This is a genomic window from Williamsia limnetica, from assembly GCF_003217475.1.
Taxonomy (GTDB): Bacteria; Actinomycetota; Actinomycetes; order Mycobacteriales; family Mycobacteriaceae; genus Williamsia; species Williamsia limnetica.
The window spans coordinates 188,096-213,597 of sequence record NZ_QJSP01000012.1 but is presented as its reverse complement, the minus strand read 5'-3'; the positions used below and the strand labels follow the sequence as shown (position 1 = coordinate 213,597).

General features: G+C 65.0%; 19 protein-coding genes. 10 read left to right on the top strand and 9 right to left on the bottom strand.

Going from position 1 to position 25,502, the window contains the following annotated elements; genetic code table 11:
- Positions 1–25: 25 nt before the first annotated feature.
- Positions 26–1,819: an acetyl-CoA carboxylase biotin carboxylase subunit gene (locus DFR67_RS20540; protein WP_211325116.1), complete on the top strand. Its 1,794-nt coding sequence runs from the start codon at positions 26–28 to the stop codon at positions 1,817–1,819.
- Positions 1,820–1,828: 9 nt separating this feature from the next.
- Positions 1,829–2,179 (top strand): hypothetical protein, encoded by a 351-nt coding sequence (locus DFR67_RS20535; RefSeq protein WP_110471348.1) that lies wholly within the window; start codon positions 1,829–1,831, stop codon positions 2,177–2,179.
- Between the two features lie 81 nt (positions 2,180–2,260).
- On the opposite strand, the gene DFR67_RS20530 is transcribed toward DFR67_RS20535, so the two are convergent.
- Positions 2,261–2,851, bottom strand: a complete 591-nt coding sequence (locus tag DFR67_RS20530) for a nucleotidyltransferase family protein (RefSeq protein WP_281268354.1) — start codon at positions 2,849–2,851, stop codon at positions 2,261–2,263.
- Between the two features lie 199 nt (positions 2,852–3,050).
- Here DFR67_RS20530 and DFR67_RS20525 point away from each other — a divergent pair, with 199 nt between their 5' ends.
- The 4 genes from DFR67_RS20525 to pucL are packed head-to-tail and all read left to right on the top strand — an operon-like array spanning position 3,051 to position 6,867.
- Positions 3,051–5,051 (top strand): solute carrier family 23 protein, encoded by a 2,001-nt coding sequence (locus DFR67_RS20525; RefSeq protein WP_110471347.1) that lies wholly within the window; start codon positions 3,051–3,053, stop codon positions 5,049–5,051.
- A gap of 17 nt (positions 5,052–5,068) precedes the next feature.
- Positions 5,069–5,608, top strand: a complete 540-nt coding sequence (gene uraD / locus DFR67_RS20520) for a 2-oxo-4-hydroxy-4-carboxy-5-ureidoimidazoline decarboxylase (RefSeq protein ID WP_110471346.1) — start codon at positions 5,069–5,071, stop codon at positions 5,606–5,608.
- Complete coding sequence (uraH, locus tag DFR67_RS20515; RefSeq protein WP_110471345.1) at positions 5,605–5,931, top strand: hydroxyisourate hydrolase; 327 nt, start codon at positions 5,605–5,607, stop codon at positions 5,929–5,931. The genes uraD and uraH overlap by 4 nt, the downstream gene beginning before the upstream one ends.
- A gap of 27 nt (positions 5,932–5,958) precedes the next feature.
- Positions 5,959–6,867, top strand: coding sequence for a factor-independent urate hydroxylase (gene pucL / locus DFR67_RS20510; RefSeq protein WP_110471344.1), 909 nt, complete (start codon positions 5,959–5,961; stop codon positions 6,865–6,867).
- 77 nt (positions 6,868–6,944) lie between these two features.
- Here pucL and DFR67_RS20505 read toward each other — a convergent pair whose 3' ends face one another.
- From DFR67_RS20505 to DFR67_RS20485, 5 genes are read right to left on the bottom strand one after another with little or no spacing between them, the layout of a single operon-like run.
- Positions 6,945–7,565 carry an isochorismatase family protein gene (locus tag DFR67_RS20505; RefSeq protein WP_110471343.1) on the bottom strand — a complete coding sequence of 207 codons (621 nt, stop codon included), beginning with the start codon at positions 7,563–7,565 and terminating at the stop codon, positions 6,945–6,947.
- Positions 7,562–9,451 carry a hydantoinase B/oxoprolinase family protein gene (locus DFR67_RS20500; protein WP_110471342.1) on the bottom strand — a complete coding sequence of 630 codons (1,890 nt, stop codon included), beginning with the start codon at positions 9,449–9,451 and terminating at the stop codon, positions 7,562–7,564. Before DFR67_RS20500 ends, DFR67_RS20505 begins: the two co-directional genes overlap by 4 nt.
- 60 nt (positions 9,452–9,511) lie before the next feature.
- The gene (locus DFR67_RS20495) at positions 9,512–11,566 is read right to left on the bottom strand and encodes a hydantoinase/oxoprolinase family protein (RefSeq protein ID WP_110471341.1); all 2,055 of its coding nucleotides are present in this window, start codon (positions 11,564–11,566) and stop codon (positions 9,512–9,514) included.
- 38 nt (positions 11,567–11,604) lie between these two features.
- Positions 11,605–12,813 (bottom strand): CaiB/BaiF CoA transferase family protein, encoded by a 1,209-nt coding sequence (locus DFR67_RS20490; RefSeq protein WP_110471340.1) that lies wholly within the window; start codon positions 12,811–12,813, stop codon positions 11,605–11,607.
- 1 nt (position 12,814) lies between these two features.
- On the bottom strand, positions 12,815–13,507 hold the full coding sequence (locus DFR67_RS20485) for a GntR family transcriptional regulator (RefSeq protein WP_211325115.1): 693 nt from the start codon (positions 13,505–13,507) through the stop codon (positions 12,815–12,817).
- Positions 13,508–13,636: 129 nt separating this feature from the next.
- On the opposite strand from DFR67_RS20485, the gene DFR67_RS20480 reads away from it, so the two are divergent.
- A complete protein-coding gene (locus DFR67_RS20480) occupies positions 13,637–14,536 on the top strand; it encodes a hydroxymethylglutaryl-CoA lyase (RefSeq protein ID WP_110471338.1) in 900 nt (299 codons plus the stop codon).
- Between the two features lie 106 nt (positions 14,537–14,642).
- Here the strand turns inward: DFR67_RS20480 and DFR67_RS20475 are convergent, their stop codons facing one another.
- Both DFR67_RS20475 and DFR67_RS20470 read right to left on the bottom strand, forming a co-directional pair.
- The gene (locus DFR67_RS20475; RefSeq protein WP_110471337.1) at positions 14,643–18,035 is read right to left on the bottom strand and encodes a pyruvate carboxylase; all 3,393 of its coding nucleotides are present in this window, start codon (positions 18,033–18,035) and stop codon (positions 14,643–14,645) included.
- A 234-nt stretch (positions 18,036–18,269) separates the two neighbouring features.
- The gene (locus tag DFR67_RS20470; protein WP_110471397.1) at positions 18,270–19,751 is read right to left on the bottom strand and encodes an APC family permease; all 1,482 of its coding nucleotides are present in this window, start codon (positions 19,749–19,751) and stop codon (positions 18,270–18,272) included.
- Positions 19,752–19,890: 139 nt separating this feature from the next.
- On the opposite strand from DFR67_RS20470, the gene DFR67_RS20465 reads away from it, so the two are divergent.
- From DFR67_RS20465 to DFR67_RS20455, 3 genes are read left to right on the top strand one after another with little or no spacing between them, the layout of a single operon-like run.
- The gene (locus DFR67_RS20465) at positions 19,891–21,246 is read left to right on the top strand and encodes an 8-oxoguanine deaminase (protein ID WP_110471336.1); all 1,356 of its coding nucleotides are present in this window, start codon (positions 19,891–19,893) and stop codon (positions 21,244–21,246) included.
- On the top strand, positions 21,246–22,082 hold the full coding sequence (locus DFR67_RS20460; protein ID WP_110471335.1) for an FAD binding domain-containing protein: 837 nt from the start codon (positions 21,246–21,248) through the stop codon (positions 22,080–22,082). The genes DFR67_RS20465 and DFR67_RS20460 overlap by 1 nt, the downstream gene beginning before the upstream one ends.
- The gene (locus tag DFR67_RS20455; RefSeq protein WP_110471334.1) at positions 22,079–24,811 is read left to right on the top strand and encodes a molybdopterin-dependent oxidoreductase; all 2,733 of its coding nucleotides are present in this window, start codon (positions 22,079–22,081) and stop codon (positions 24,809–24,811) included. Before DFR67_RS20460 ends, DFR67_RS20455 begins: the two co-directional genes overlap by 4 nt.
- Before the next feature lie 16 nt (positions 24,812–24,827).
- Here the strand turns inward: DFR67_RS20455 and DFR67_RS20450 are convergent, their stop codons facing one another.
- Positions 24,828–25,496: an acetoacetate decarboxylase family protein gene (locus DFR67_RS20450; protein ID WP_110471333.1), complete on the bottom strand. Its 669-nt coding sequence runs from the start codon at positions 25,494–25,496 to the stop codon at positions 24,828–24,830.
- Positions 25,497–25,502: the final 6 nt, after the last annotated feature.

Below are 25,502 nucleotides of genomic sequence, written 5' to 3'. Positions count from 1 at the left end.
CCACCAGCGCCCAACAGGAGATCAAGTGCCAAGTCACGCCAGCACAGCACTCACGAAAGTCCTCATCGCCAACCGCGGAGAAATCGCGGTTCGAGTGATCCGGGCCGCCAAGGACGCCGGCCTTTCCAGCGTCGCGGTGTACGCAGAACCCGATGCGGACGCCCTTTTCGTGAAGCTGGCCGACGAGGCCTTCGCACTGGGCGGCCAGACCTCGGCCGAGTCCTACCTCGTCTTCGACAAGATCCTGGACGCTGCCGCCAAGTCCGGTGCCGACGCCATCCACCCGGGCTACGGCTTCCTCTCCGAGAACGCCGAGTTCGCGCAGGCCGTCATCGATGCGGGACTCACCTGGATCGGACCATCCCCGCAGTCGATCCGCGACCTCGGTGACAAGGTCACCGCGCGTCACATCGCCTTGAAGGCGAACGCTCCCATGGCGCCCGGCACCAAGGATCCCGCGAAAGACGCCAGCGAGGTTGTCGCCTTCGCACAGGAGCACGGTGTCCCCGTCGCGATCAAGGCGGCATTCGGTGGTGGTGGCCGCGGTATGAAAGTGGCGTACACGATCGAAGAGATTCCCGAGCTGTTCGACTCGGCGACCCGCGAGGCCGTGTCCGCCTTCGGTCGCGGCGAATGCTTCGTCGAGCGCTACCTCGACAAGGCCCGCCACGTCGAGGCCCAGGTCATCGCCGATCAGCACGGCAATGTCATCGTCGCCGGCACCCGCGACTGCTCGCTGCAGCGTCGTTTCCAGAAGCTCGTCGAAGAGGCTCCCGCCCCCTTCTTGACGACAGAGCAGCGTGAGCGCATCCACTCGTCGGCCAAGGCCATCTGCAAGGAAGCCGGGTACTACGGCGCGGGGACCGTGGAGTTCCTCGTCGGCGCCGACGGCCTCGTCTCCTTCCTCGAGGTCAACACCCGCCTGCAGGTCGAGCACCCCGTCACGGAAGAGACCGCGGGCATCGACCTCGTGCGTCAGCAGTTCCGGATCGCCGCCGGCGAAAAGCTCGAGTTCACCGAGGACCCCACCCCGCGTGGACACTCGTTCGAGTTCCGCATCAACGGCGAGGATGCCGGCCGCGGATTCCTGCCCGCACCCGGACCGATCAGCGTCTACAAGGAGCCGACAGGTCCCGGCGTCCGCGTCGATTCGGGCGTTGTCGAGGGTGACGTCATCGGCGGCCAGTTCGACTCGATGCTCGCGAAGCTGATCGTCACCGGCGAGAACCGGGAGCAGGCGCTCGAGCGGTCACGTCGCGCGCTTGCCGAGTTCCAGGTCGAGGGCCTTGCCACCGTGCTCCCCTTCCACCGCCACATCGTCTCGAACCCCGCGTTCATCGGCGACGGCGAGGGCTTCGACATCTACACCAAGTGGATCGAAACCGATTGGGAGAACCCGATCGAGCCCTACACCGGCGCGCAGCCCATCGAGGAAGACGATGCCGAGCCCCGCAAGACCGTCGTGGTCGAGGTCGGCGGACGTCGTCTCGAGGTCTCGTTGCCCGGCGATCTGGCACTCGGCGTTGGGGGCGGCAGCTCGAACGGTGCCGTCAAGAAGAAGCCGAAGGCCCGGACCCGCGCCAAGGGCGGCGCTGCAGCTGCGTCCGGCGACTCCGTCACCGCGCCCATGCAGGGCACCGTGGTCAAGGTTGCGGTGACCGAAGGTCAAGAGGTCACCGCAGGCGAGCTGGTTGTGGTCCTCGAGGCCATGAAGATGGAGAATCCGGTCACCGCGCACAAGGACGGCGTCGTGACGGGCCTGGCCATCGAAGCCGGCGCCGCCGTCACCCAGGGCACCGTCTTGTTCGAGCTCAAGTAGGCCTGCGCAATCGAAGCCGTCGAGATCAACGCAGGCGCGTGGTATCTGCGCGCCCTGCGTGATGACGACCGGGTGACCGACCGGCCGGCGCTCGCGCTGGCCGGTGTCACCGACCCCGATCACGTGCGCGCCTGCGAACGTGGGTGGGACGACGAAACCCGGTTCACCTGGGCCGTCTGCGAACCCACCACCGGTGAGATGCTGGCCGAGATCGCCATCGAACCGCTGGGCGACGAGGGCGAGGCCCACATCACCGGTTATGCCCGCGAAGGCCACGAGGAACCGCTCGCCGCCGCGCGCCCGGTGGTTCGCAGATTCGCCGAAGGCGCTCTCGGCTACACGATCGTCGGCCGGTACTGAGCGCAAGCCACAGACCCACCCGTTCCATGCAGACCCAGGTGTTGCAACCACTGGGTGTGCATGGAACGGGTGGGTTTGTCTCTAGCGCCTGGGGAAGTCGTGGTCGGTGCCGGTTCCGAGGTCGCCGCATTCAACCTCGATGACGTCGTGGCGTCCGGCGAAGTAGGGCCCGGCGCCGCGGTCACCGGTCAGTGAATCAAGCACGGGGCCAAGGTGATCGGCACCGATGTAGACCGGGTGACCGATATGCCCGAAATGGGACACCCGGGCCAGCGAACCCGGGGTCGGGCCCGCAGCGCTGAGCAGTCTCTCGACCTGCGGTGCCGAGACATCCGGAATGTCAACAACGTGTAAAACTACGCCGACCACGTTCTCGCAGTCGAGAGCCCGGACGAGCCCACCGCGCACCGACTCGCTCAGGCCCCTGTCCCACGTCGGAACCCGCACCGCCTCGGCGCCGCGAGGCATCTCTGCCTCCGCCGCACCCATGGTGACGAACACTCGCCCGCATCCCCCTGCCGTCAGCGCGGCAACGCCGGCGCGCAACCACTCGCCCTGTTCCGCAAGGATTTTCGGCATCCCGTAGCGGGTTCCGCCACCCGCGGCGAGGAGCACTCCCACGACCGCAGCAGCCCCGGCGTCGGCGGCACCACTCTCAATCGGACTCTGCACATCTCACCTCCCGGACACCCCTCGGCCGGGAGGTGTCCACCGCAGTTTCATCGCGAGCCGACCGCATGTCGGCGACGATATATTCGTTTTTCTCATCCTGCAGGTGGGTCGAGTTGGGGTGATCCTTTCTCTGAGCAATGCGGCCGACCGTCCGACCGCTGTGCGCCCTGTAGGACCCTCCCACCCACGAGGTATCACGATGAGCAGCGACCCCGAAGCCGACTCCACGACCACTCCCCCCGTTCCCTCCGTCAAGAAGAAGCGAATCCATCCTGTCGACGAGGTGCCACCGGTCGGCAAACTGGCGGTTCTCGGTTTTCAGCACGTCATCGCGTTCTACGCGGGCGCAGTGCTGGTCCCGCTCATCATCGCCGGCGCCATCGGACTGGACGGCGACGCCCTCACGATGCTCATCACCGCTGACCTCTTCACCTGTGGGATCGCCTCCATCCTGCAGGCAGTCGGCATCTGGAAGATCGGTGTCCGGCTGCCCTTGTTGCAGGGCATCACGTTCGCCGCGCTCGCACCGGTCATCAAGATCGCCAACGACAACGGCGGCGAACGCGTCGGCCTGCTGACCGTCTACGGAGCCGTCATCTGCGCAGGCATCTTCACGTTCCTGATCGCACCGTTCTTCGCCAAACTGATCCGGTTCTTCCCTCCAGTCGTGACCGGAACCATCATCACGATCATCGGTATCGCATTGCTGCCTGTCGGCATCGGTGACGCGACGACCGATCCCGCCACGCACACCTCGGATGCCGGCAACGGCCGCTGGCTGCTGTACGCGGTGGGCACCATCTTCCTCATCGTCCTCATGCAGCGGTTCTTCCGCGGCTTCTGGGCGACGATCGCGGTCCTGCTCGGCCTGGTGGTCGGTACCGTGATCGCCTGGGTTCTCGGCGACACCAACTTCAGCGCGGTCGGTGAGGCCGACTGGGTCGGATTCACCCCGCCCTTCGCCTTCGGTGCGCCACGGTTCGACCTCATCGCCATCGTGATGATGATCGTGGTCATGATGATCATCGCCGTCGAATCCACCGGTTCGGTGTTCGCAACCGGTGAGATCGTCGGCAAGCGCATCAAGAAGGAAGACATCGCGGCCACCGTCCGCGCGGATGGCCTCGCCACCGTCATCGGCGGCATCTTCAACTCGTTTCCTTACACCGCCTTCTCGGAGAACGTCGGGCTCGTGCGCCTCACCGGCGTCAAGAGTCGATGGGTGGTCGCCGCCGCCGGCGGCATCATGATCTTGCTGGGCCTGCTGCCCAAGACGGCGAAGATCGTCGAAGCCATCCCGGCACCGGTGCTCGGTGGCGCTGCGATGACCCTGTTCGCCACGGTCGCCGTGGTCGGCATCCACACTCTGGGGAAGGTCGACTTCACCGACCACCGCAACCTGATCATCGTCAGCACCTCGCTCGCCATGGGTCTGTACGTGGAGTTCAGCCAGTCCTCGGCGCCGTCCGAGGTCATCGTCGACGGCAATGTGGTGCAGGTGCCCGGTATGTCCGGTGTCGACCAGGCTGTCCCCGGTGTCTTGCTGCAGATCCCATTCGGGGCGGGTATCACCATGGGCGCCATCACAGCACTGCTGCTGAACCTGTTGTTCTTCCACACCGGTAGTCGCGGGGTGGCGATCGCGGGCGGTGGGTCCATCCGCCTCGCCGAGATCAACAAGATGAGCCTGGAGAAGTTCCGTGAGACCTTCGGCGGGCTCGTACAGAACGTGACGTGGGTCGTCGACGCAGCGTACGAACAGAGACCGTTCGAGAATGCGCATGACCTGCGGGCTTCGTTCCAGGACGCCTTGTTGACCGGTAGTGACGAACAGCAACTCGAGCTGATCAGGGCCTTCCCCGATCTCGACGCCGAAGACGAGGTCGGGGACATGATCGCCTCAGATCACACCGCGTTGTCCAATCTCGAAGAGGAAGAGCACGATAACATCGTCGAGATGGCAAAGGCCTACCGTCAGCAGTTCGGTTTCCCCCTGGTGATCTGCGCCAGAGAGACCGAACGATACGAGCGTGTACTCCGAAATGGCTGGACTCGCATGGACAATGCAGCAGGCAGTGAGAAGTCGTTTGCCCTGATCGAGATCGCGAAGATAGCAAACTACCGTTTCGACGATCTCGTGGCGGACGCCAATCCCATTGTCTCGGCCCGGTTCAACCGTTTCCAAGATGTGATGGGCTGATACGAGAGGCAGGACCAGTGCGACGAGTCGACTGGCGTGGTGTCGAGAGCTTCAACGAACTGAGCGACCGCGCGGCCATACATGCCCTCTACGAGTGCTGCACCTCCCGGATCTGGGCGATCCGGGTTGCGGCCGGGCGTCCGTTTCCCGACGACGAAGCGCTGTTCGAGCGTGCGGATCTGATCTTGGCCGAGCTCACCGAATCCGATCTCGACGAGGCACTGGACGGACACCCACGCATCGGCGATCGCGCGGACAACCCATCCTCGGCCAGCGAGCAATCGGGCGTCGCGGGTGCTGATGCCGCGATCATCGATGAGCTCAAGAAGTGCAACGCCGAGTACGAGGACAAGTTCGGCCATGTATATCTCGTGTTCGCCAACGGCAGACCGGCGGTGGAGTTGCTGGCGATCCTCAAGGAACGGATGAGCAACGACCCCCAGACCGAGAGGCGGGTCATGCGAATGGAATTGGGGAAGATCAATCGCCGGAGGTTACGCGTGATGCTGGAGCCCGCCGTCCACTACGTCGATGACGAGGAAGGGGCGCACCCGTGAGCGGACTGAGTACCCACGTCCTCGATGCCGTCACAGGGCTCCCCGCGCCGGGACTCACCGTCTCGCTGCGCGACGCTGATGGGCTCGAATTGGGTTCTGCGGAGACCGATTCCGACGGCCGGATCGCCTCGGTGACGGGCGGCGAGATTCCTGCAGGGGTCTATCGCCTCACCTTCCACACCGGGTCGTGGTTCAGCGCACGAGAGATGGAGAACTTCTACCCCGAGGTGACCATCACGTTCGCGGTCACCGACACGTCGCGACATCACCACGTCCCGCTGCTGCTCAGCCCCTTCGCATACTCCACCTACCGCGGTAGCTGACCGAAAAGAAAGTGACTACAAAGCACTATGGGCATCATCCTGGGCGAGAACCAGTACGGCAAGGCAGAGAACCGTGTGGTCCGGATCTACCGCGAGACCCCACGACACGAGATCAAGGACATCAACGTCGGCAGCGCCTTGCGCGGCGACTTCACGGCCGCCCACACTGACGGTGACCAGAGAAAGGTCCTGCCCACCGACACCCAGAAGCAGACCGCGTACGCCTATGCCAAGGAAAAGGGCATCGCGAGTATCGAGCAGTATGGGCTCGAACTCGCCCGCCATTTCGTCGACGACTACGAACCCGTCGACGGGGCGCGGATCGAGATCGAGGAGTACGCCTGGGAACGCGCGGTGGTCGACGGCAAGGAACACGACCACACCTGGGTCCGCAAGGGCCAGGAGGTCCGCACCGCGGACATCACCGTCGAAGGCAAGGGTGAGGGCCAGAAGACCTGGGTCATCGGAGGCTTGAAGGATCTGGTCGTCCTGAAGTCGACCGGGTCGGAGTTCCATGACTTCCTGGAGGACGAATACACCATTCTGCAGCCGACCACCGACCGCGTGATGTCGACGTCCCTTGTCGCGAAGTGGCGCTTCACCACCACCGACGTCGACTGGGAGGCGATCTACCCGGCGATCAAGCAGATCATCGTCGACACGTTCGCGACGGTCCAGTCATTGGCGCTGCAGCAGACGCTCTACCAGATGGGCAAGACCATCCTGGAGACGTACGACTTCATCGCCGAGGTCAAGCTGTCGGCACCGAACATCCACCACTTCGTCTACGACCTCTCCCCGTTCGGGCTGGAGAACAACAAAGAGGTGTTCAACGCCGACGATCGTCCCTACGGTCTGATCCAGGCGACGGTCACCCGCGACGACGCCCCCGATGCGGGCCCTGCGTGGACCCAGCAGATGGCCTGGCTCGGCTAGCCCCACCCCGATGATGGGTCGTTCTGGCGAACAAAAGCGCAGGTGGGGACCGCCATAACAACCCATCATCGGGAGTGTCAGGGGGTCAGCTGCGCCACGGCTTCGTCGAGGGTGAGCACATCGGCGTACTTCGCTTGCAGGTCGAGCAGATTCGCCTCGTGCAATGATTGCTCGCGATCGCCGCAGGCATCGGAGACCACCAGCGGGCGAAAGCCGTGTTGCAGGGCGTCTGTCGCGCTGGCGCGGATGCAACCGGAGGTGCTCAGACCACAGATGTAGAGCGTGTCGATGCCGACCGCAGTCAGGGTCGCGGCCAGTGTTGTCCCGAAGAAGGCGCTGGCATACTGCTTCGTGATCACCGTCTCCCCTGGCTCGGGATGAGGATTCGGAACGAACTCCGCGAGCGGTGACCCCTCCTCGAACACCCTCAGCGCTGGTATCTTTCGCACGAACAAGCCACCGTCGATCCCACCGCGCTGATAACTGACGCGGGTGAAGATCACCGGAATCCCCGCCGCCCGGGCCGCGCCCACCAGTGCCGCCGAGGCCGCTACAGCATCGTCGACCGGCGCCCGCAACGGCGAGGAGTCGTCCAGATAGGCCATCGCCAGATCGATGGCCAGCACTGCCGGACTGCGGCCGGGCCCGAGCAGTCCGGCGAACCCTGACTCGTGGTAGGACGCGAGCGTATCGCTCACGCCCGTACCGCCTTCCGTACGTTCACCGGCGGCCTCGGGGCCGGCAGCCCGGTCTCTGCCTCGCACCGCTCGAGGATCTCTGGGATGGACGGGCCCATGTCGAAAGTCTGCAGTTCGCCACGCTCGGAACGAATCGACTCCCGGCGGGCCTCGGTCGCCGCGGCATCGATTTCGCCGTTCGCGGTGCAGACGACGCCGTAGCCGTCGGCCGCACCCTCCACGCTGACCAGACCGCGGCGGACCTCGAGCGCGACGATCTCGGGATCGCGGGCGAGCGGATCGCCCCAGCCACCACCGCCCCAGGTGATGAAGTGCAGCACGTCGCCCCGGGCGACCTCCACGTCGTGGATCTTGCTGGGCAGCACTTCGGTCTCACCGGAGACCCTCTTGATCCACTTGGTACCGCGCGCGCCGGGCTTGCCCCCGTTGACACCCCACGGGTAGGTGAGCCAGCGATCGTCATGGATCGCAATGGTTCCGGGCTGCTCGAAGTAATATGCGACGTCGACTCCGTTGCCGCCGCGGTGCAGCCCGGCGCCACCGGTGTCGGTGATCGTCTCCCAGCGCTCGACCCGCAGTGGGTAGTACGACTCGAGGTATTCGCACGGGATGTTCACGAACGACGGCCACAGTGAGTGACCGTCCGGCCCGTCACCGATCGGACGGCCCGGAATCCCGCCGAAGCCGATCGAGTAGAGCTGGAACCACTCACCGTCGCGGGCACCGCCGTCGTAGTGCCCGGAGTACATGAAGTGCGGCGACGATGAGAAGCCCGCGGCATTGAGGATCTCCGGGTTTCCCTGGCCCAGCAGTCCACCGAACAGATCGAACACCCTACCGATTCCGTGATTTCGACCGTTGAGCGCTGCAGGAAATCGCGGCTTCCAGAACGAGTCCTCCGGAATGGTCACATCGATGAGCGGGTAAAACCCGTCGTTCCAGAGGATCTGGGGATCGGCGATGGTGATCACGTAGATGCCGAAGAACATCCGCACGAGATTCTCATTGATGAAGTAGTTGATCGGCCCGACTGCCTGCGCGGCGTCGGCGCTGAAGTCGAGGTGGATCTTCTCCCCGTGCCGCGTCAGTTTGATCGTGAGTTTGTAGGGGCCGTAGCCGCATCCGTCGTCGCAGATGTAGTCGCTGAACTCGATGGTCTCACCATCGACGAAGAGCGTCGCGAGCAGCACCTTCATGGCTTGATAGTTACGGTCGAGTAGCGCGTCGAGCGCGGAGAGATAGACATCGACACCGAAACGGTCACACAACTCGACGATCCGACGGGACGCGGTGGTGCAGGCGGCGACCAGGCCGTTGAGGTCGGCGCGGTTCCAGTCGGGCATCCGTACCTGGTTCAGGATGATCTCGAGGGCGGTCTCATTGAGCCGGCCCTGGTCATAGAGCTTGAACGGCGGGATTATCACGCCCTCTTCATAGATCGTGTGGGCGTCGGCCGGCATCGACGACGGGGTGCTGCCACCGACATCCGACATGTGCCCGAACATCGAAGACCACCCCACCACGCGGCCGCTGTGAAAGATCGGGAGCACGATGAGCCAGTCGTTGGCGTGGCTGATCGCCGCGCCGCAGGCGTACGGATCCGAGGTGAGCAGGATGTCGCCCTCGCCGACAGTCCCGTTGAAGTTGTCGAGGAAGTCGGGCACGGACAGCCCGAACTGTCCCACGACCATTTTTCCGCTCGGGTCGGCGATCAGCGGGAACTCGTCGTGCTGTTCCCGGATCCCCGGCGACAGCGCGGTGCGGAACAACACCTCGTCCATCTCGTACCGCGCGTTGCGCAGGGCGTTCTCGATGATGTCGAGGGTGACCGGATCGACCGGCACCTTGTTCACTCCGGTGGTGCTGGTTTCGATGATGGTGGCCATCAGATCTCCTACGGGGGGTGTGTATCTCGAGCAGTTCGGGTGATTCGGTGCGGCGCCGGTTCAGACGGGGCGGATCAGCAGGCTTCCACTGGTGTGGACGGTGGCGGCGTGTCCGGACAGGACCAGGGTCGTCGAATCCATCTCGGTGATCACCGCAGGTCCGGTGACGACGTTGCCCGCACTGAGCTTCGAGCGGTCGTAGATCCCGGCGCTGACGTGCGCCCCGTCCATCCAGACCTCACTCGTATCGGTCAGCGCATCGGAAGCGTCGGAACCTCCTTCAGGCAGCTCTTTCCACGCCACCTCAGGTCGGGGACCGCTGACCGTGACCCGCAGGTTGATCACCTCGCGCTCGTTCTTCAACAGGAAGGAGAACAGTCGCTGGTGCTCGGCGTCGAAGGCCTCACCGAGCCCTGCGAGGACCTCTCCACCCGCCAGGACCTTCGGGTCGAGGTCCACGGGGATCTCGAATCCCTGACCGTGGTAGCGCAGATCCACCTGATACTTGGCCGTCTGCTGATCGGCGGGCACACCCTCGGCGGCGAGCCTGGCGGCGGCCGATTCTGCCAGTTCGTCCAGGGCCGTACGCAATTCGTCGTCGGTCGTCTCGGAGAACGCGCGGATCATGGTGCGGGCACTCTCGTCGCGCAGGCAAGTCGTCGCGTCGCCGTACGCGCACAGCACACCCGGGGAGGGCGGCACGATGACGGGCCAGGAGCCAGTCAACCTGCCGAGCGCATTGGCGTGCAACGGGCCCGCGCCGCCAAAGGAGACCAGCGCGAAGTCCCGGGGATCGAAACCCTGTTGGACGCTGACCAACCGCAGCGCGCCGAACATGTTCTCGTTGACGATGTCGACGATGCCTGCCGCAGCGACCTCCGGGCTCTCCAGGCCCATGGCGTCGGCGACGGTTGCCACCGCCCTACGCGCGGCATCGACGTCGAGGGATACCTCACCGCCGGCCAGTTCGCTGGGCAGGTATCCCAATACGACGTTGGCGTCGGTGACGGTCGGTTCCGTGCCACCGCTGCCGTAGGCCGCGGGCCCGGGGTCGGCACCTGCCGATTGCGGACCGACCCGCAGCGCCTTGGTCAACTCGGGAACGTGCGCGATCGACCCGCCACCCGCACCCACGGTGCGGACGTCCACGCTGGTCGCCCTGACCGCGAGGTCACCGACCTTGGTCTCCCTGCCGATACGCGGCTCGCCGTTCAGCACGAGGGCCACGTCGGTAGAGGTGCCGCCCATGTCGAAGGTCAGGAAATCGGCGAACCCCGCCTGCTCGGCGAACCACACGGCGCCGGTCACTCCGCCCGCCGGTCCCGACAGCAGCAGGGAGACCGGGTCTTCCGCGGCTTTGGCCGACTGCACGAGCCCGCCGTCGCTGCGCAAGATCGACAAGGGAGCCTCGATCCCCTTGTCCCGCAGGGTGGCGTCGAGATTGCGGACGTACCGCGCCACCTCCGGCTGCACATAGCTGTTGGCGACGGTGGTCAGGGTGCGCTCGTATTCCCGCATCTCGGGCAGGACGTGACTGGAGATCGATACCGGGACGCCGGGCAACTCCTCGGCGGCCCACGCGGCGACCTGTTTCTCGTGGGCGTCGTTGGCATAGGAGTTGATCAACGAGATCGTCAGCGCCTCGATCCCCGCTCCCGACAGTGAGCTCAGGGCCGCACGGGCCTGGCCCTCGTCGAGCGCCGTCACCTCGGAACCGTCGGCGGCGAGTCGGCCGACCACCTCTACCGTGTCCTCCAGTTTGGCCAGCGGCTCAGGTTTGGGCCAGATGATCCAGCCTGCCAATCCACCGGGTACGAACGATCGGGCGATCTGCAGCACCTGCCGGAAGCCGTCGGTGGTCACCAGCCCCACCTTGGCCCCCTTGTTCTGCAGGATCGCGTTGGTGGCGACCGTGGTGCCGTGCAGGACCTGCCCGACCTCGGCGAAGTCGATACCCGCCTCGGCACACACTTTCGTCACACCGTTCATCACGCCGATCGACTGATCTGCGGGCGTCGATGGGGTTTTGGCCCGGAACGTGGTTCCGGAGGTTTCTTCGAGCAGCAGCACGTCGGTGAATGTGCCGCCGACGTCAACTCCGAGCCGATATCGCATGCGGATCTCCAGGGGTGGTTGGGTGGGAAAGCTGGGTGTCAGATGGTGCCGCGCTCGGCGAGAGCGGCCTGGTCCGATTCGGTGAGTCCGAGCAGCACGCCATAGATGTCTGCGTTGTGCTGACCGAGCTCGGGGCCTGTGTGCCGGACGGCGCCGGGCGTCTCGCTCAGTTTGGGGAACACCCCGTGCATCGGGAACTCCCCGAAGTCCGGGTGGGCCAGCTTCACGATCGCGTCGCGAGCTGCGAAGTGCGGATCGGCGAACATGTCGCGGGCGGTGTAGATCCGCCCCGCGGGCACCCCCGCCTCGTGGAGCGCTTCCAGGAGTTCGTCGGTACCGCGTTCCGCCGTCCAGGATGCGATCAGCTCATCCAATTCCTCCATGTGGACTCCGCGTGACGCGTGATCGCGATACCGCGGATCATCGATCAGGTCAGGCCGGTCCATGGCGGTCGCCAGACGCCCGAACACGCTGTCCTGGTTGGCCGCGACCAGGATCATGCTGTCCTCCTTCGTCGGATAGACGTTGCTCGGTGCGATGTTCGGTAAGACCGAACCTGTGCGCTCCCGCTGATAGCCACCGATGGCCCATTCGGGCAGTAGCGACTCCATCATGGCGAGCACGGCTTCATAGATGGCCGAGTCGACGACCTGCCCGACCCCCGTCTTCTCCCGATGGTGCAGCGCCGCCAGCACCCCGATCGTCGCGAAGACCGCCGCCAGGGAGTCGCCCAACGAGATTCCCGCGCGAGACGGAGCATTCGTCGGATCTCCTGTCACATAACGGATCCCACCCATCGCCTCGCCGATCGAACCGAATCCTGCCCGGGCTGAGTACGGGCCGCTCTGGCCGTATCCGCTGACCCTGGCGACGATCAGCCCAGGATTGATCTTGTGCAGTTCTTCGACGCCCAGGCCCCATCGTTCCAGGGTTCCCGGCCTGAAGTTCTCGACCACCACGTCGGCTTCGGCGATGATCTGACGGGCCAATTCCTGCCCCTCGGGACTGCGCAGATTGCAGGTCACCGACTTCTTGCCGCGGGCGACGACCGGCCACCAGAGCGACTTACCGTGCGCCTTTTCGCGACCCCACTGCCGCATCGGGTCGCCGACCCCCGGCGATTCGAGTTTGATCACCTCCGCACCGAAGTCGGCGAGCAACTGCCCGCAGAACGGTCCGGCCAACAGCTGACCCATTTCGACGACGCGCAGGTCGGTCAACGGTCCCGCGGCGGCGGCAGTTGTCATGTCAAGAACTCCTTGCTCCGTTGGCGGCCGCGGTGGCGACCGGTCGAGTGTCTGCGGCGAGCGCTTGCAACAACACCGATTTCGCCGCCCGCACGTGTGCGCGCATGACCGATTCCGCCCACACCTCGTCGCGATTGCGCAGCGCCGCCACCAGATCCCGGTGGTGAGCGCAGCTACGTGTGAGGTCCTCGGGGGCATAGCGATGAAAAGTTCTCATCACCAGTGGGAGCTGGATGACGGCACCGAGCATGGTGGTCAGCCGATTGCTCGCCGCAGCAGACCGGACGATCGCGTGGAACTCGTCGTTGAGTTGGGCAACCAGATCGAGGCGCTGGTCGGGACCGGACACCGCAGCGACCTCGATCAGGTCGCAGAGCTCCGCCATCCGATCGATGTCCTTGGGCTCGATGCGGCTCGCCGCGCGTGCGGCCGCCATGGCCTCCAGCGTCATCCGGAGGTCGTAGATCTCCTCGAGATCTTCAGCCGTCCACTCGTAGACCCGCGCACCTCGATGCGGCAGGACCTCGACGAGTCCTTCCATCTCGAGTTGGCGCAGCGCCTCACGGACCGGCGTACGGCTCGTACTGGTCAGGTCCGCGATCTCGACCTCACCGAGCCGTGCGCCGGGTGCGTAGCGACCATCGACGATCGCGTCCCGGATGTGGGCGTACACCCGGTCGACTGCACGAGTCATTCTCATCTCCGTAGGTCGGTATTGTTCACAATCTAGGCAAGGACTTCGGTTCTGTCCTGCGTTTGAGTGTTAAATGTTCATTTCGTGGGGCCTATTGCATACAACCTAGGCCGTGGGCAAAATAGACCGATGACTGCGACAACGTTGGTGGAGGTCAGCCCCCGCGACGGGCTGCAAAACGAGCAAACCCTGCTCTCGGTGGACGAGAAGGTCGAACTGATCGCCCGCAGCGTCGCGGCAGGCGTCCGGCGCATCGAGGCCGTCAGCTTCGTCAATCCCGCAAGGGTCCCGCAGATGGCCGGCGCCGAAGAAGTGATGGCGCAGGTGCCCCGATCGGCTGACGTGTCGTACATCGGGCTGGTGCTGAACCGCCGGGGACTCGAGCGCGCACTGACCGCAGGGGTGGACGAAGTCAACGCCGTCGTGGTCGCAACCGACGAGTTCAGTACGCGCAATCAGGGCTGCACTGTGGCCGAAGGCATTTCGGCCTGGATGGACATCGCGGCCGAAGCCAGGGCAGCTGGGGTCCGTACGACGGTGACCATCGCGGCGTCGTTCGGTTGCCCGTTCTCCGGTGAGGTCGATCCCGCGTGGGTGATCGAGCTGGCCGCCAGGGTGGCCGACGCCGGTCCCGACGAAATCGCGTTGGCAGACACCATCGGCGTAGGGGTGCCCGCACAGGTCCGCACCTTGGCCGCTGGTCTCACGCGGGTGGCACCAGATGTGCCCCAGCGCTGGCACTTCCACAACACCCGGAACACCGGCTATGCCAATGCCCTCACCGCGCTCGACACCGGCGCACACGCGCTCGATGCCAGCATCGGTGGCTTCGGTGGCTGCCCCTTCGCCCCCGCAGCGACCGGCAACATCGCCTCCGAGGATCTGATCTATGCGCTGAACCGTTCTGGCGTCAGTACCGGTGTCACTCTCGGGACACTCGCCGACGCTGCCGCTTGGCTCGGCGCACGACTGGACAAAGACGTGCCTGCATTACTGGGCCGCGCAGGTAACTTTCCTCCAGACGCCTGAGGACCGCAAAATTCGCGCCAGATAAACCCAAAAGCGCCAGTTGCTACTGGCGCTTTTGGGTGGAGCTGGCGCGAACTTTCTTGCCACGCCCCGAACTCCGTTCGGGCTATTCGAGTTCGACGAGGAGGTCGCCGCCTTCGACGCTGGTGACCGAGGAAATGGCGACGCGTTTGATGGTGCCGCCTTGTGGTGCGGTGATCGCGGCTTCCATCTTCATCGCTTCGATGGAGCCGATGGCGGCGCCGGCGGCGAGGGTTTCACCGGGTTCGACGACGATGGTCACGACGCCGCCGAAGGGTGCGGCGATGTGCTTGGCATTGCCCGAGACTGCTTTCTCGGCAACGGTTTCGGTGACGTCAAGGGAGCGGTCACGGACCTGAACCGGACGCAGTTGCCCGTTGAGGATGCACATGACGGTCCGCATGCCGCGTTTGTCGGGTTCACTGATCGCCTCCAAACCGATGAGCAGTTCCACGCCGGGTTCGAGTTCCACGCGGTGCTCGTCGCCGTACCGCAGGCCGTAGAAGAACTGATTCGCCGACAACCTCGAGGTGTCGCCGTACGCCTTCTGGTGCTCCTGGAAATCCTTCGTCGGGCCCGGGAACAACAACCGGTTGAGCGCGTCCCGCCGCACCTTCTCCTGCGCCGAGTCCAGCTGCGCGGTGTCCTCATCCGACAGCGCCACCACAGGTTTGGGCTCAGCCCGCCCTTCCAGCGCGCGGCTACGCAGCGGCTCGGGCCACCCACCGGCCGGATCGCCGAGCTCCCCACGCAAGAACCCGATCACCGAATCAGGAATGTCGTACGCGGTGGGATCGTCGGCGAACTCGGTCGCCGAAATCCCCTTCCCCACCAACGTCAACGCCAGATCCCCGACCACCTTCGACGACGGGGTCACCTTGATCAACCGCCCCAACATCCGGTCAGCGTCGGCGTACGCGCCTTCAACATCTTCGAACCGGTCCCCCAACCCCAACCCGATGGCCTGCTGGCGCAGATTCGACAACTGCCCACCCGGGATCTCATGGGTATACACCCGCCCCGTAGGGGCCGGTAGCCCGGACTCGAACGGTGCGTACACCTTGCGCAGTGCCTCCCAGTACGGCTCCAGATCACACACCGCTGCCAAATCCAGACCGGTGTCGAACTCGGTATGCGCCGTCGCCGCCACGATCGCCGACAACGCCGGCTGCGATGTGGTGCCGGCCATCGCCGCACTGGCGCCGTCGACAGCATCGGCACCCGCCTGCCACGCCGCCAAATACGTCGCCAACTGCCCGCCAGGGGTGTCATGGGTGTGCACATGCACCGGCAGATCAAAATTCTTCCGCAGTGCACCGACCAACGTGGCAGCCGCCTGCGGCCGCAGCAACCCGGCCATGTCCTTGATCGCCAGAATGTGCGCACCGGCCTGCACGATCTGCTCCGCCAACCGCAGGTAATAATCCAGGGTGTACAGGTCTTCCGCCGGGTTCGACAAATCCCCGGTGTACGACAGGGCCACTTCAGCGATCGTGGTGCCGGTCTCGTTCACCGCGTCGATCGCCGGCCGCATCTGATCAACATTGTTGAGGGCATCGAAGATCCGGAAAATATCGATACCGGTCGCAGCCGCCTCCTTCACGAACGCGGTCGTCACGCTCTCGGGGTACGGGGTGTACCCGACAGTGTTGCGCCCGCGCAGCAGCATCTGCAGGTTGATGTTCGGCATCGCCTCACGCAACTCCGCCAACCGCTCCCACGGATCTTCCTTCAAAAACCGCAGCGCCACATCATAGGTCGCCCCGCCCCAACACTCCACCGACAACAACTGCGGGGTCAGCGCCGCCACATACGGCGCCACCGCCACCAAACCGGACGTGCGGACCCGCGTCGCCAGCAGCGACTGATGAGCATCCCGGAACGTCGTATCGGTCACACCCAGTGCCTTCGACGCCCGCAGATCCGCAGCAAACCCGGTGGGGCCGAGTTTGCGCAGCCGCTGCCGGGACCCATCGGGCGGCGACGACAGCAACGAGGCGTCAATCTCGGGGAGCTTGTCGCGCGGATACACCGTCGCCGGGCGCTCCCCGTGTGGCTTGTTGACCGTCACATCCGCCAAATAGTTCAAGATCCTGGTGCCGCGGTCCGCCGACACCCGTGAGGTCAGTAGTTGTGGGCGTTCTTCTATGAACGAGGTGGTGACCCGGCCTTCGCGGAAATCGGGATCATCCAAGACCGCTTGCAGGAACGGGATGTTGGTGGCCACACCGCGGATCCGGAACTCGGCCACCGCCCGCCGGGCTCGTGCTACCGCGGTCTCGAAATCACGCCCACGGCACGTGAGTTTGACCAGCATCGAATCGAAATGCGCACTGACCTCAGCACCCAGGGTGGCGCCACCATCGAGGCGCACTCCCGCACCACCTGGGGTGCGGTACGCGGTGATCCGGCCCGTATCGGGGCGGAACCCGTTCGTCGGATCCTCGGTGGTGATCCGGCACTGCAACGCCGCACCACGGATCTGCACCGCGTCCTGCGACAACCCCAAATCCGACAAGCTCTCGCCGGAAGCAATGCGCATCTGCGACTGCACCAGATCCACATCGGTGATCTCCTCGGTCACCGTGTGCTCGACCTGGATACGCGGGTTCATCTCGATGAACACATGTCGGCCCTCACGGTCGACGAGGAACTCGACCGTCCCGGCACACGAATAACCGATTTTCTTCGCGAACGCGACCGCATCAGCGCAAATCTTCTCCCGCAACCCCGGCGGCAGATTCGGTGCCGGCGCCAACTCGATGACCTTCTGATGACGACGCTGCACCGAACAGTCCCGCTCGAACAGATGCATCACATTGCCGTGTTGATCAGCCAGGATCTGCACCTCGATATGGCGCGGTTCGATCACCGCCTGCTCCAAGAACACCGACGGATCACCGAACGCCGAATCGGCCTCACGGGCGGCGGCTTCGATCGCCTCCCGCAAGCCGTCGATCGTCTCCACCCGGCGCATCCCCCGGCCACCGCCACCGGCAATCGCCTTGACGAACACCGGGAACGTCATCGACTGCGCCGAGCTCATCAAAGCATCGACATCGGCCGAGGCCTCCGACGACGCCAACACCGGCAAACCCGCCGCCTTCGCCGCAGCGATCGCCCGGGCCTTGTTACCCGTCAACTCCAAGATCTCCGAGCTGGGACCGACGAAGGTGATCCCGGCGTCGGCGCATGCCGCAGCCAGATCCGGGTTCTCCGACAAAAACCCGTAACCCGGATAAATCGCATCAGCACCCGCGCGCTGCGCAGCGGCGATGATCTCAGGCACCGACAAATACGCCCGCACCGGATGCCCCGGCTCACCGATCTGATAGGCCTCATCAGCCTTCAACCGATGAACAGAATTGCGGTCCTCATACGGAAACACTGCCACCGTGCCCGCACCCAACTCATACGCAGCACGAAACGCCCGAATCGCGATCTCACCACGATTGGCCACCAACACCTTGCGAAACATCAACGCTCCTCCACGCTCACGGACACTGAACAACCTCACCACGACTTCACCCGGCGCGGTGCAGTGAATCGCAGAATGCGACCACCGACCTCAGGCGTCGAAGCGCGCCTGAGCTGATTCCCTGCACGGCCCGACAACTCTACGACCGGGCGAAGAACTCACGCAGGGTCAGGCGCTCGGTGTGCGTTGTACGGGAGGCTGTAGTCGTCGAGCGGACGGATCAGGCGCGTCGTCTCACCTGACCGGGGTGTCGTCATCTTCGAGGGCCGCAGCGTCCTCGAATCCCGTCCCCCGGTCTTCCATCTTGTTGACCAGGTACGTGACGCCCCAGAGGACGACGCCCAGGAGCAGCATCACGCCTGCGATCTTGTACTGGATCATCTGCGTGTCGGTGCGGGCCCACGGGCCGGCAAGGAACAAGCAGAGCACGGCGCCGAGCACGGGAATCCATACCGGGGCCCGGAAGAACGTCTTGTCCTGGCCTCTCTTGAGGACGAGGCACGCGACGTTCACGACCGCGAACACACACAGCAGCAACAAACCGGTGGTACCCGACAGCGCCGCCACGACGTCATTGTCGGACAACTGGTTCACGACGATGATCAGCGCGAACGAGAGGATCGTCGTGAAGATGATCGCGGTCCAGGGCGAACGCCGATTCGGTAGGACCTTGCCGAGCGACCGCGGCAGCACTCGCTGCTTCGACATCCCGTAGATGAGCCGACTCGCCATGAGCATGTTGATGAGCGCTGTGTTCGCCACCGCGAAGACCGTCAGGTACGGGAAGATCTCGTCGATCGGGACAGACGGTGCGCCGATCCTGACCACGTGCAGCAGGATGCCCTCATCACCGGAGTCGTAGTCCAGTGGGAGCACGGCGATTACTGCCACGACAACGAGGACATAGATCAGGCAGGCGAGTCCCAGACCGGACAGCATCATCTTCGGGAAGATCTTCTGCGGTTCCTTGACCTCCTCGACCATGTTCACCGAGTCCTCGAACCCGACCATGGCAAAGAAGGCGATCGTCGTCGCGATGGTGACCGCGAGAAACCAGCCCTTGTCGTTGGCGTCTTCGAAGACCACGAGATTGCCGATGTCGCCTTCGCCGGTACCACGTCCGGCTGCGACGAATCCGATCACGATGACGATTCCGAGAGCGAGCATCTCGACCAGGGTCAGCACCACGTTGAACTTCACGGATTCACCGACACCGCGGAGGTTGATCAAGGCGAGCACGATCATGAAGCCCAGTGCCACGAACAACTGCGCACCGGTGCCCGTGGGCACGTTGAACCAGCCGAGCCCGTCGGCGTCGCTGAAGGATTCGTGCAGACCTTCCAAGAGATTGCCCGCGACGACATTCGACGACGTCGAAGCGCTGGTGATGCCCGAACAGACCACCGCAAACGCCACCAGAAAAGTGACGAAATGGATTCCGAAGGCTTTCTGGGTGTACAGCGCAGCACCCGCACACTGCGGGAACTTGGTGACCAATTCCAGGTAGGAGAAGGCTGTCAGGGTCGCCACCGCGAAGGCGAGGATGAACGGCAACCACGCCATACCGCCGACGTTGTCGATCATCTGCCCGGTGACGGCGTACACGCCGGCTCCGAGTATGTCGCCGACGATGAACAGCAGAAGCAGGCGTGGACCCATCACCCGCTTGAGTTCGGGTTCGGCCTTTGGCGGCGGATTGATTGTGGCTTGTGTCATTTCGGATCCTTCCATTGCCTGGAACAGATTCCAGTTAGCGTGTACCCGAACTGTCCGACTCGCAAATGGTAGGACTCAGACGTGGTCCGCCGTGGCCAGTTGTCATTTTTCTGTAACTCCACCGTCGTACCGTGGCGTGATGAGCACAATCATCGAGAACGCCTACATCGTCACGATGGACGCGGGCCGACGGGAGCTGCGCGGCGGATCGGTGGTCATCGTCGGCAACACGGTCTCGGCGGTGGTCGACGGGGCTGTCGACGACGAGCTCAGGGACGCCGGCGAGGTTATCGACGGCACCGGCTGCATCCTGACACCGGGGCTGATAAACACCCATCACCACCTCTATCAGTGGATCACCCGCGGCCTGGCCGCCGACCACACCCTGTTCGAGTGGCTGACCACTCTCTACCCGGTCTGGGCCGGGATCGACGAAGAGGCCGTGAATGTCGCTGCCACAGGCGCACTCGGCTGGCTCGCGCTCTCGGGATGTACCACCAGCACCGACCATCACTATGTCTTTCCCAGGGAGGGTGGTGATCTCCTTGGGGCGGAAATCCTTGCTGCGCAGGCCGTCGGCCTACGGTTCCACCCCACTCGCGGGTCGATGGACCTCAGTGAAAAGGACGGTGGGCTGCCACCGGACAGCGTCGTGGAGACGATCGACCAGATCATGACCGCCAGTGCGGGTGCCATCTCGCGGTGGCACGACCCGTCCCCCGACGCCATGGTCAAGATCGCTCTCGCACCCTGCTCCCCTTTTTCCGTGACGGCCGATCTGCTGCGTGCATCCGCCGAACTCGCACGCGAGCACAACGTACGCCTGCACACCCATCTGGCCGAGACAATCGATGAATCCGAATACACGGCAGAGCACTTCGGCTGTACGCCGCTCGAGTACATGGAGACCGTCGGCTGGGTCGGTCCCGATGTCTGGTTTGCGCATGGAGTGCACTTCGACGACACATCGATCGCCACCCTGGCCGCAACCAGGAGCGGGGTCGCCCATTGCCCTACGTCGAATGCCCGCCTCGGCGCCGGGATCGCCCGTACCCGGGATCTGCTCGCGGCGGGGGTTCCGGTGGGCCTCGGAGTCGACGGCTCGGCATCCAACGAGTCGTGCCGGATGCTCGAAGAAGCGCACCAGGCAGTCATGATGGCGCGGGCGACCGGCGGGCCGACCGCGATGACCACGCGAACCGCTCTCGAACTGGCAACACGTGGCGGCGCCAGGCTGCTCGGCCATGACAATCTCGGATCCATCGAGCCGGGCAAGCTCGCGGATCTGGTGCTGTGGCGGCTGGACGGCCTGGGCCACAGCGGCATCGCCGATCCGGTGGCAGCACTCATCTTGGGTGACGTGCCACCGATCGAACGTTCGTGGGTCAACGGTGAGGTGGTCGTGAGCAAAGGCGAGCTGACACGAGTCGACGCCGACGAGGTTGCGGCGTCGGTGGCTTCGGCCCACCGGGCACTGATCGCGAAGGCCGGCTGATGGATCTGCACACCATCGACTCCGTCGAGATGCCGCGAACCCGCGCGGATCTCGCCGGCCTGTGCGCAACCGACGGGGTGATGGCGGGCGGCACGTGGCTGATGAGCGAACCCCAGCTGCATCTGCGCCGAATCATCGATTTGAGCGCCATGGACTGGCCTGCTCTGACCATCACCGAGGCCGGCCTGGAGATTGCCGCGACCTGCAGCATCTCCACTCTCCTGGCGGCCACCTATCCACCTGAGTGGGCTGCCGTCGGCGTCTTCAGGCAGGCCGCGCAGGCGTTGCTCGCGTCGTTCAAGATCTGGCAGAACGCCACCATCGGCGGCAATATCTGCCTCGGTTTTCCCGCCGGAGCGATGATCTCGATGGCGTCCGCACTCGATGCGGAGCTGCTGGTCTGGAAGGCCGACGGGACCGATCTCCGCTGCTCCACAAATGAATTCGTCACCGGAATAGCCCGCACCATACTCCGGCCAGGTGACGTCCTGCGGTCGATCCGGCTACCCGCCGCGGCGCTACGGCAGCCGGCGACCCTGCGCAAGATAGCGATGTCGCCGCTCGGCCGATCGGGGGCAGTGGTGATCGGCCGGGCGACACCGACCGGGATCGTCGTGTCGGTCACCGCCGCAACAGATGTCCCATATGTGATCGCCACGGACTCCGACGACCCCGCCGACGTCGTGGCGCAGGTCTACTCGTCGATACCCGCTCACGCCTACTATTCCGATCCGCACGGTGAGGCAGGCTGGCGTCGACAGGTGACGGGTGTGTTGACCAGAGCCGTGGTCGTCGAACTGACCGGGAGTGGACGAATGGAGGGCGGTCGATCGTGAGAATCAACGGTCAGGTTGTCGACGCCGTACCGGCGCCGGGACAGTGTCTGCGCACGTTCTTACGCGAACAGGGGCAGGACGGGGTGAAGAAGGGATGCGACGCCGGAGACTGCGGCGCATGTTCGGTCCTCATCGACGGCAAACCTCAACACTCCTGCATCATTCCCGCATACCGGGTCGCAGACGCCGACGTCACAACGGTGGCGGGTCTCGGGACACCTGACAACCTGCACCCGATGCAGCAGAGATTCGTCGACGCAGCCGGCTTCCAGTGCGGGTTCTGTACCGCCGGGATGGTGGTCACCGCCAGCACACTCGACGACGGGCAGCTCTCCGACCTGCCGAACAGTCTCAAGGGAAACCTGTGTCGCTGCACCGGCTACCGCTCCATCCGCGATGCGCTGGACGCAGTGGTGGGCACCGAGAAGGTCGCGGCAGGTGATCCAGGGCTGTCGGTGGGCAAGTCGGTCCAGGCGCCCGCTGCACCGCGCATCGTCACCGGCACCGAGCCGTACACGATGGATCGCCTACCCGCGGACCTCGGGCACGTCGCGATGATCGGCAGCCCGCACCCCCACGCCCGCATAGTGTCCATCGACACCACCGACGCGGAACGGGTTCCGGGAGTGCGTGCGGTACTCACCCACCACGACGATCCCGGCGTGCTCTTCTCGACGGCACGCCACGACAACCGGCTCGACGACCCGGACGACAGCCGCATCTTCGACACCACCCTCCGGTTCGTGGGTCAACGGGTCGCTGCGGTGGTCGCGGATTCGATGACCATCGCGCGCAGGGCGAGCGCACTGATCGCCGTGGACTACGAGATCCTCCCGGCCAACTTCGATCCCGCCCGGGCCTCCGAGCCCGGCACGCCGCTCGTGCACGGCGACAAAGGACCCGAAGCTCGCATCGCTGATCCGGGAAGCAATCTCGTTGCCGCACTGGACGGCACGGTCGGCGACATCGACGCGGGTATCGCGCTCGCCCGCGACACCGGTGGCGCGGTGGTCACGGGCAGGTGGCAGACCGCACGCGTCCAACACACCCATCTCGAGACCCACGGCGCGGTCGGCTGGCGCGACGAGGAGGGGCGCATCGTGGTGCGCTCGAGCACCCAGGTGCCGTTCCTCATCCGGAACGAGTTGTGCCACATCTTCGGTTTCTCCCAGAACCAGGTGCGGGTGTACGCGGCGCGGGTGGGCGGCGGATTCGGCGGCAAACAGGAGCTGCTCACCGAAGACCTGGTGGTGCTGGCGATGCTCAAGACCGGCCGGCCGGCGGTCTACGAGTTCACCAGGACCGACCAGTTCACCGTCGCGCCGTGTCGTCACCCGATGCGGGTGGACGTGACCGCCGCCGCGGGCGCGGACGGCGTGCTGACGGCGTTGTCGGTGTCAGTGCTCTCCGACGCCGGCGCCTACGGAAACCACAGTGGCGGCGTGATGTTCCACGGATGCAGCGAATCCGTCGCGCTCTACCGGAGTCCGAACAAGCACGTCGACGCCCGCGCGGTGTACACCAACAACATTCCCTCCGGCGCCTTCCGCGGATACGGCCTGGGCCAGGTCGCCTTCGGTATCGAAGGTGCCATCGACGAATTGGCCGCCCGCCTGGGCATCGACCCGTTCGAGATGCGCCGACTCAACGTTGTGGTCCCGGGTGACGATTTCGTGTCGTGGGAGGTCGAAGAGGGCGATCTCGAGTTCGGCAGCTATGGACTCGACCAGTGCATCGATCTGGCGCAGCAGGGCCTGGTTGCAGGCAGGGCCGACCCGCTACGCGCAGGCTTTGATCTCGAGCAGCTGCCGGACTGGCAGATCGGGGAAGGCATGGCAGCCGCGATGATCGCCACCATCCCGCCGCGCGGACACTTCGCTGAGGCGGCGATGAACCTGACCACGGACGGTGAGTACGTGGCTGCGGTGGGTACCGCAGAATTCGGCAACGGCACCACCACCGTGATGACACAGATCGCGGCGTCGGCGTTGGGGTGCCCGCCGGGTCAGATCATGATTCGGCAAGCCGACACCGACGAGATCGGCTACGACACCGGCGCATTCGGATCTGCCGGCACCGTCGTGGCCGGAAAGGCCCTGCGCTCCGCATGCGATCGTCTGCGCACCAGGATGATCGATGTCGCCGCGCGGGCCCTCGAGGTGGACCCCTCGGCCTGTGTGCTGGGTCCCCAGGGCATTCAGGCGGGTTCGAAGTTCATCGACCTGGTCGGAATCACGGCGGCACACGGCGGACCGTTGTCGGCGGAGGGCAAGCACGACGGCAGCCCGCGGTCGACCGCGTTCAACGTGCACGCGTTCCGGGTGGGGGTCAACACGTCCACGGGCGAGGTCCGGATCCTGCACTCGCTGCAGTCCGCAGACGCCGGCGTGGTGATGAACCCCCAGCAGTGTCGTGGACAGATAGAAGGCGGTGCCGCACAGGCCATCGGCAGCGCGCTGTACGAAGAGATGATCCTGGAGAACGGGCACGTCATCACGCAGGTCCTGCGCAATTACCACATCCCGCAGATCGCCGACGTGCCGAACACCGAGGTCTACTTCGCCGACACCTACGATGTCATCGGCCCGCTGGGTGCCAAATCGATGAGCGAGTCGCCGTACAACCCGGTGGCACCCGCGCTCGAGAGCGCCATCCGAGACGCCATCGGGGTCCGCGTGTACCAGCTACCGATGAACCCGCCGCGGGTTTGGCACGCCATCAACCGTTGACCGTGCCCCTTGGGCGTCAATCGTGCGAGATGGTTTTGCCCACACCGGTTTCCATTCGGCCGGAAACGATCTGAAGGCCGTGATGGGTGCCCGGTTTGAGCCACGACGTCAGCGTCGGGCCGTCTGACAGCACCGTCACCCGCGCGTACCGGGCCTTCCCGGTGAGTGTCGACCCCGCGATGGCCAGACCGCCCGCGGACGGTTGTGCGAAGCCGATCCCGCCCTTGATCGGAAAGGCGGGACCGCGGGCGTCGGACTGCGTCTGCACCGCCCATTCCGGGCCACTCGCCCCCGCGCCTGCCAAGACGTCACCAGTGAACGCGGCCAGCACCTTCGGGAGTTGCCAATGCTCGCGACCACCATGCACCGATGCCGCTGAGTCGACCGCGATGAACGGCACCGAGATCCGCGGCATCCGGCCCAGACTGCCGCCGGGACGGCGTAGTACCGGGCTGGCGAGGATTTCCCGGTACGGTCCGACCGGCGAATCGAGGTAGTCGACCACCATGCCCAAGGTGATACCGATCGTCGACTCCGAGTTGCCGGCGGCTTGGGCCCCGATATCTTTCGCGGCATCGGTACTGCGATGCCACCAGATGGTGGCGCGCACGTTCGCAGGCCAAGGTGGCGGCGCGCTCACCGGCACCTCGCCGGGGTCGACATCTGACTCGGCCACACTCCACATCAGCAG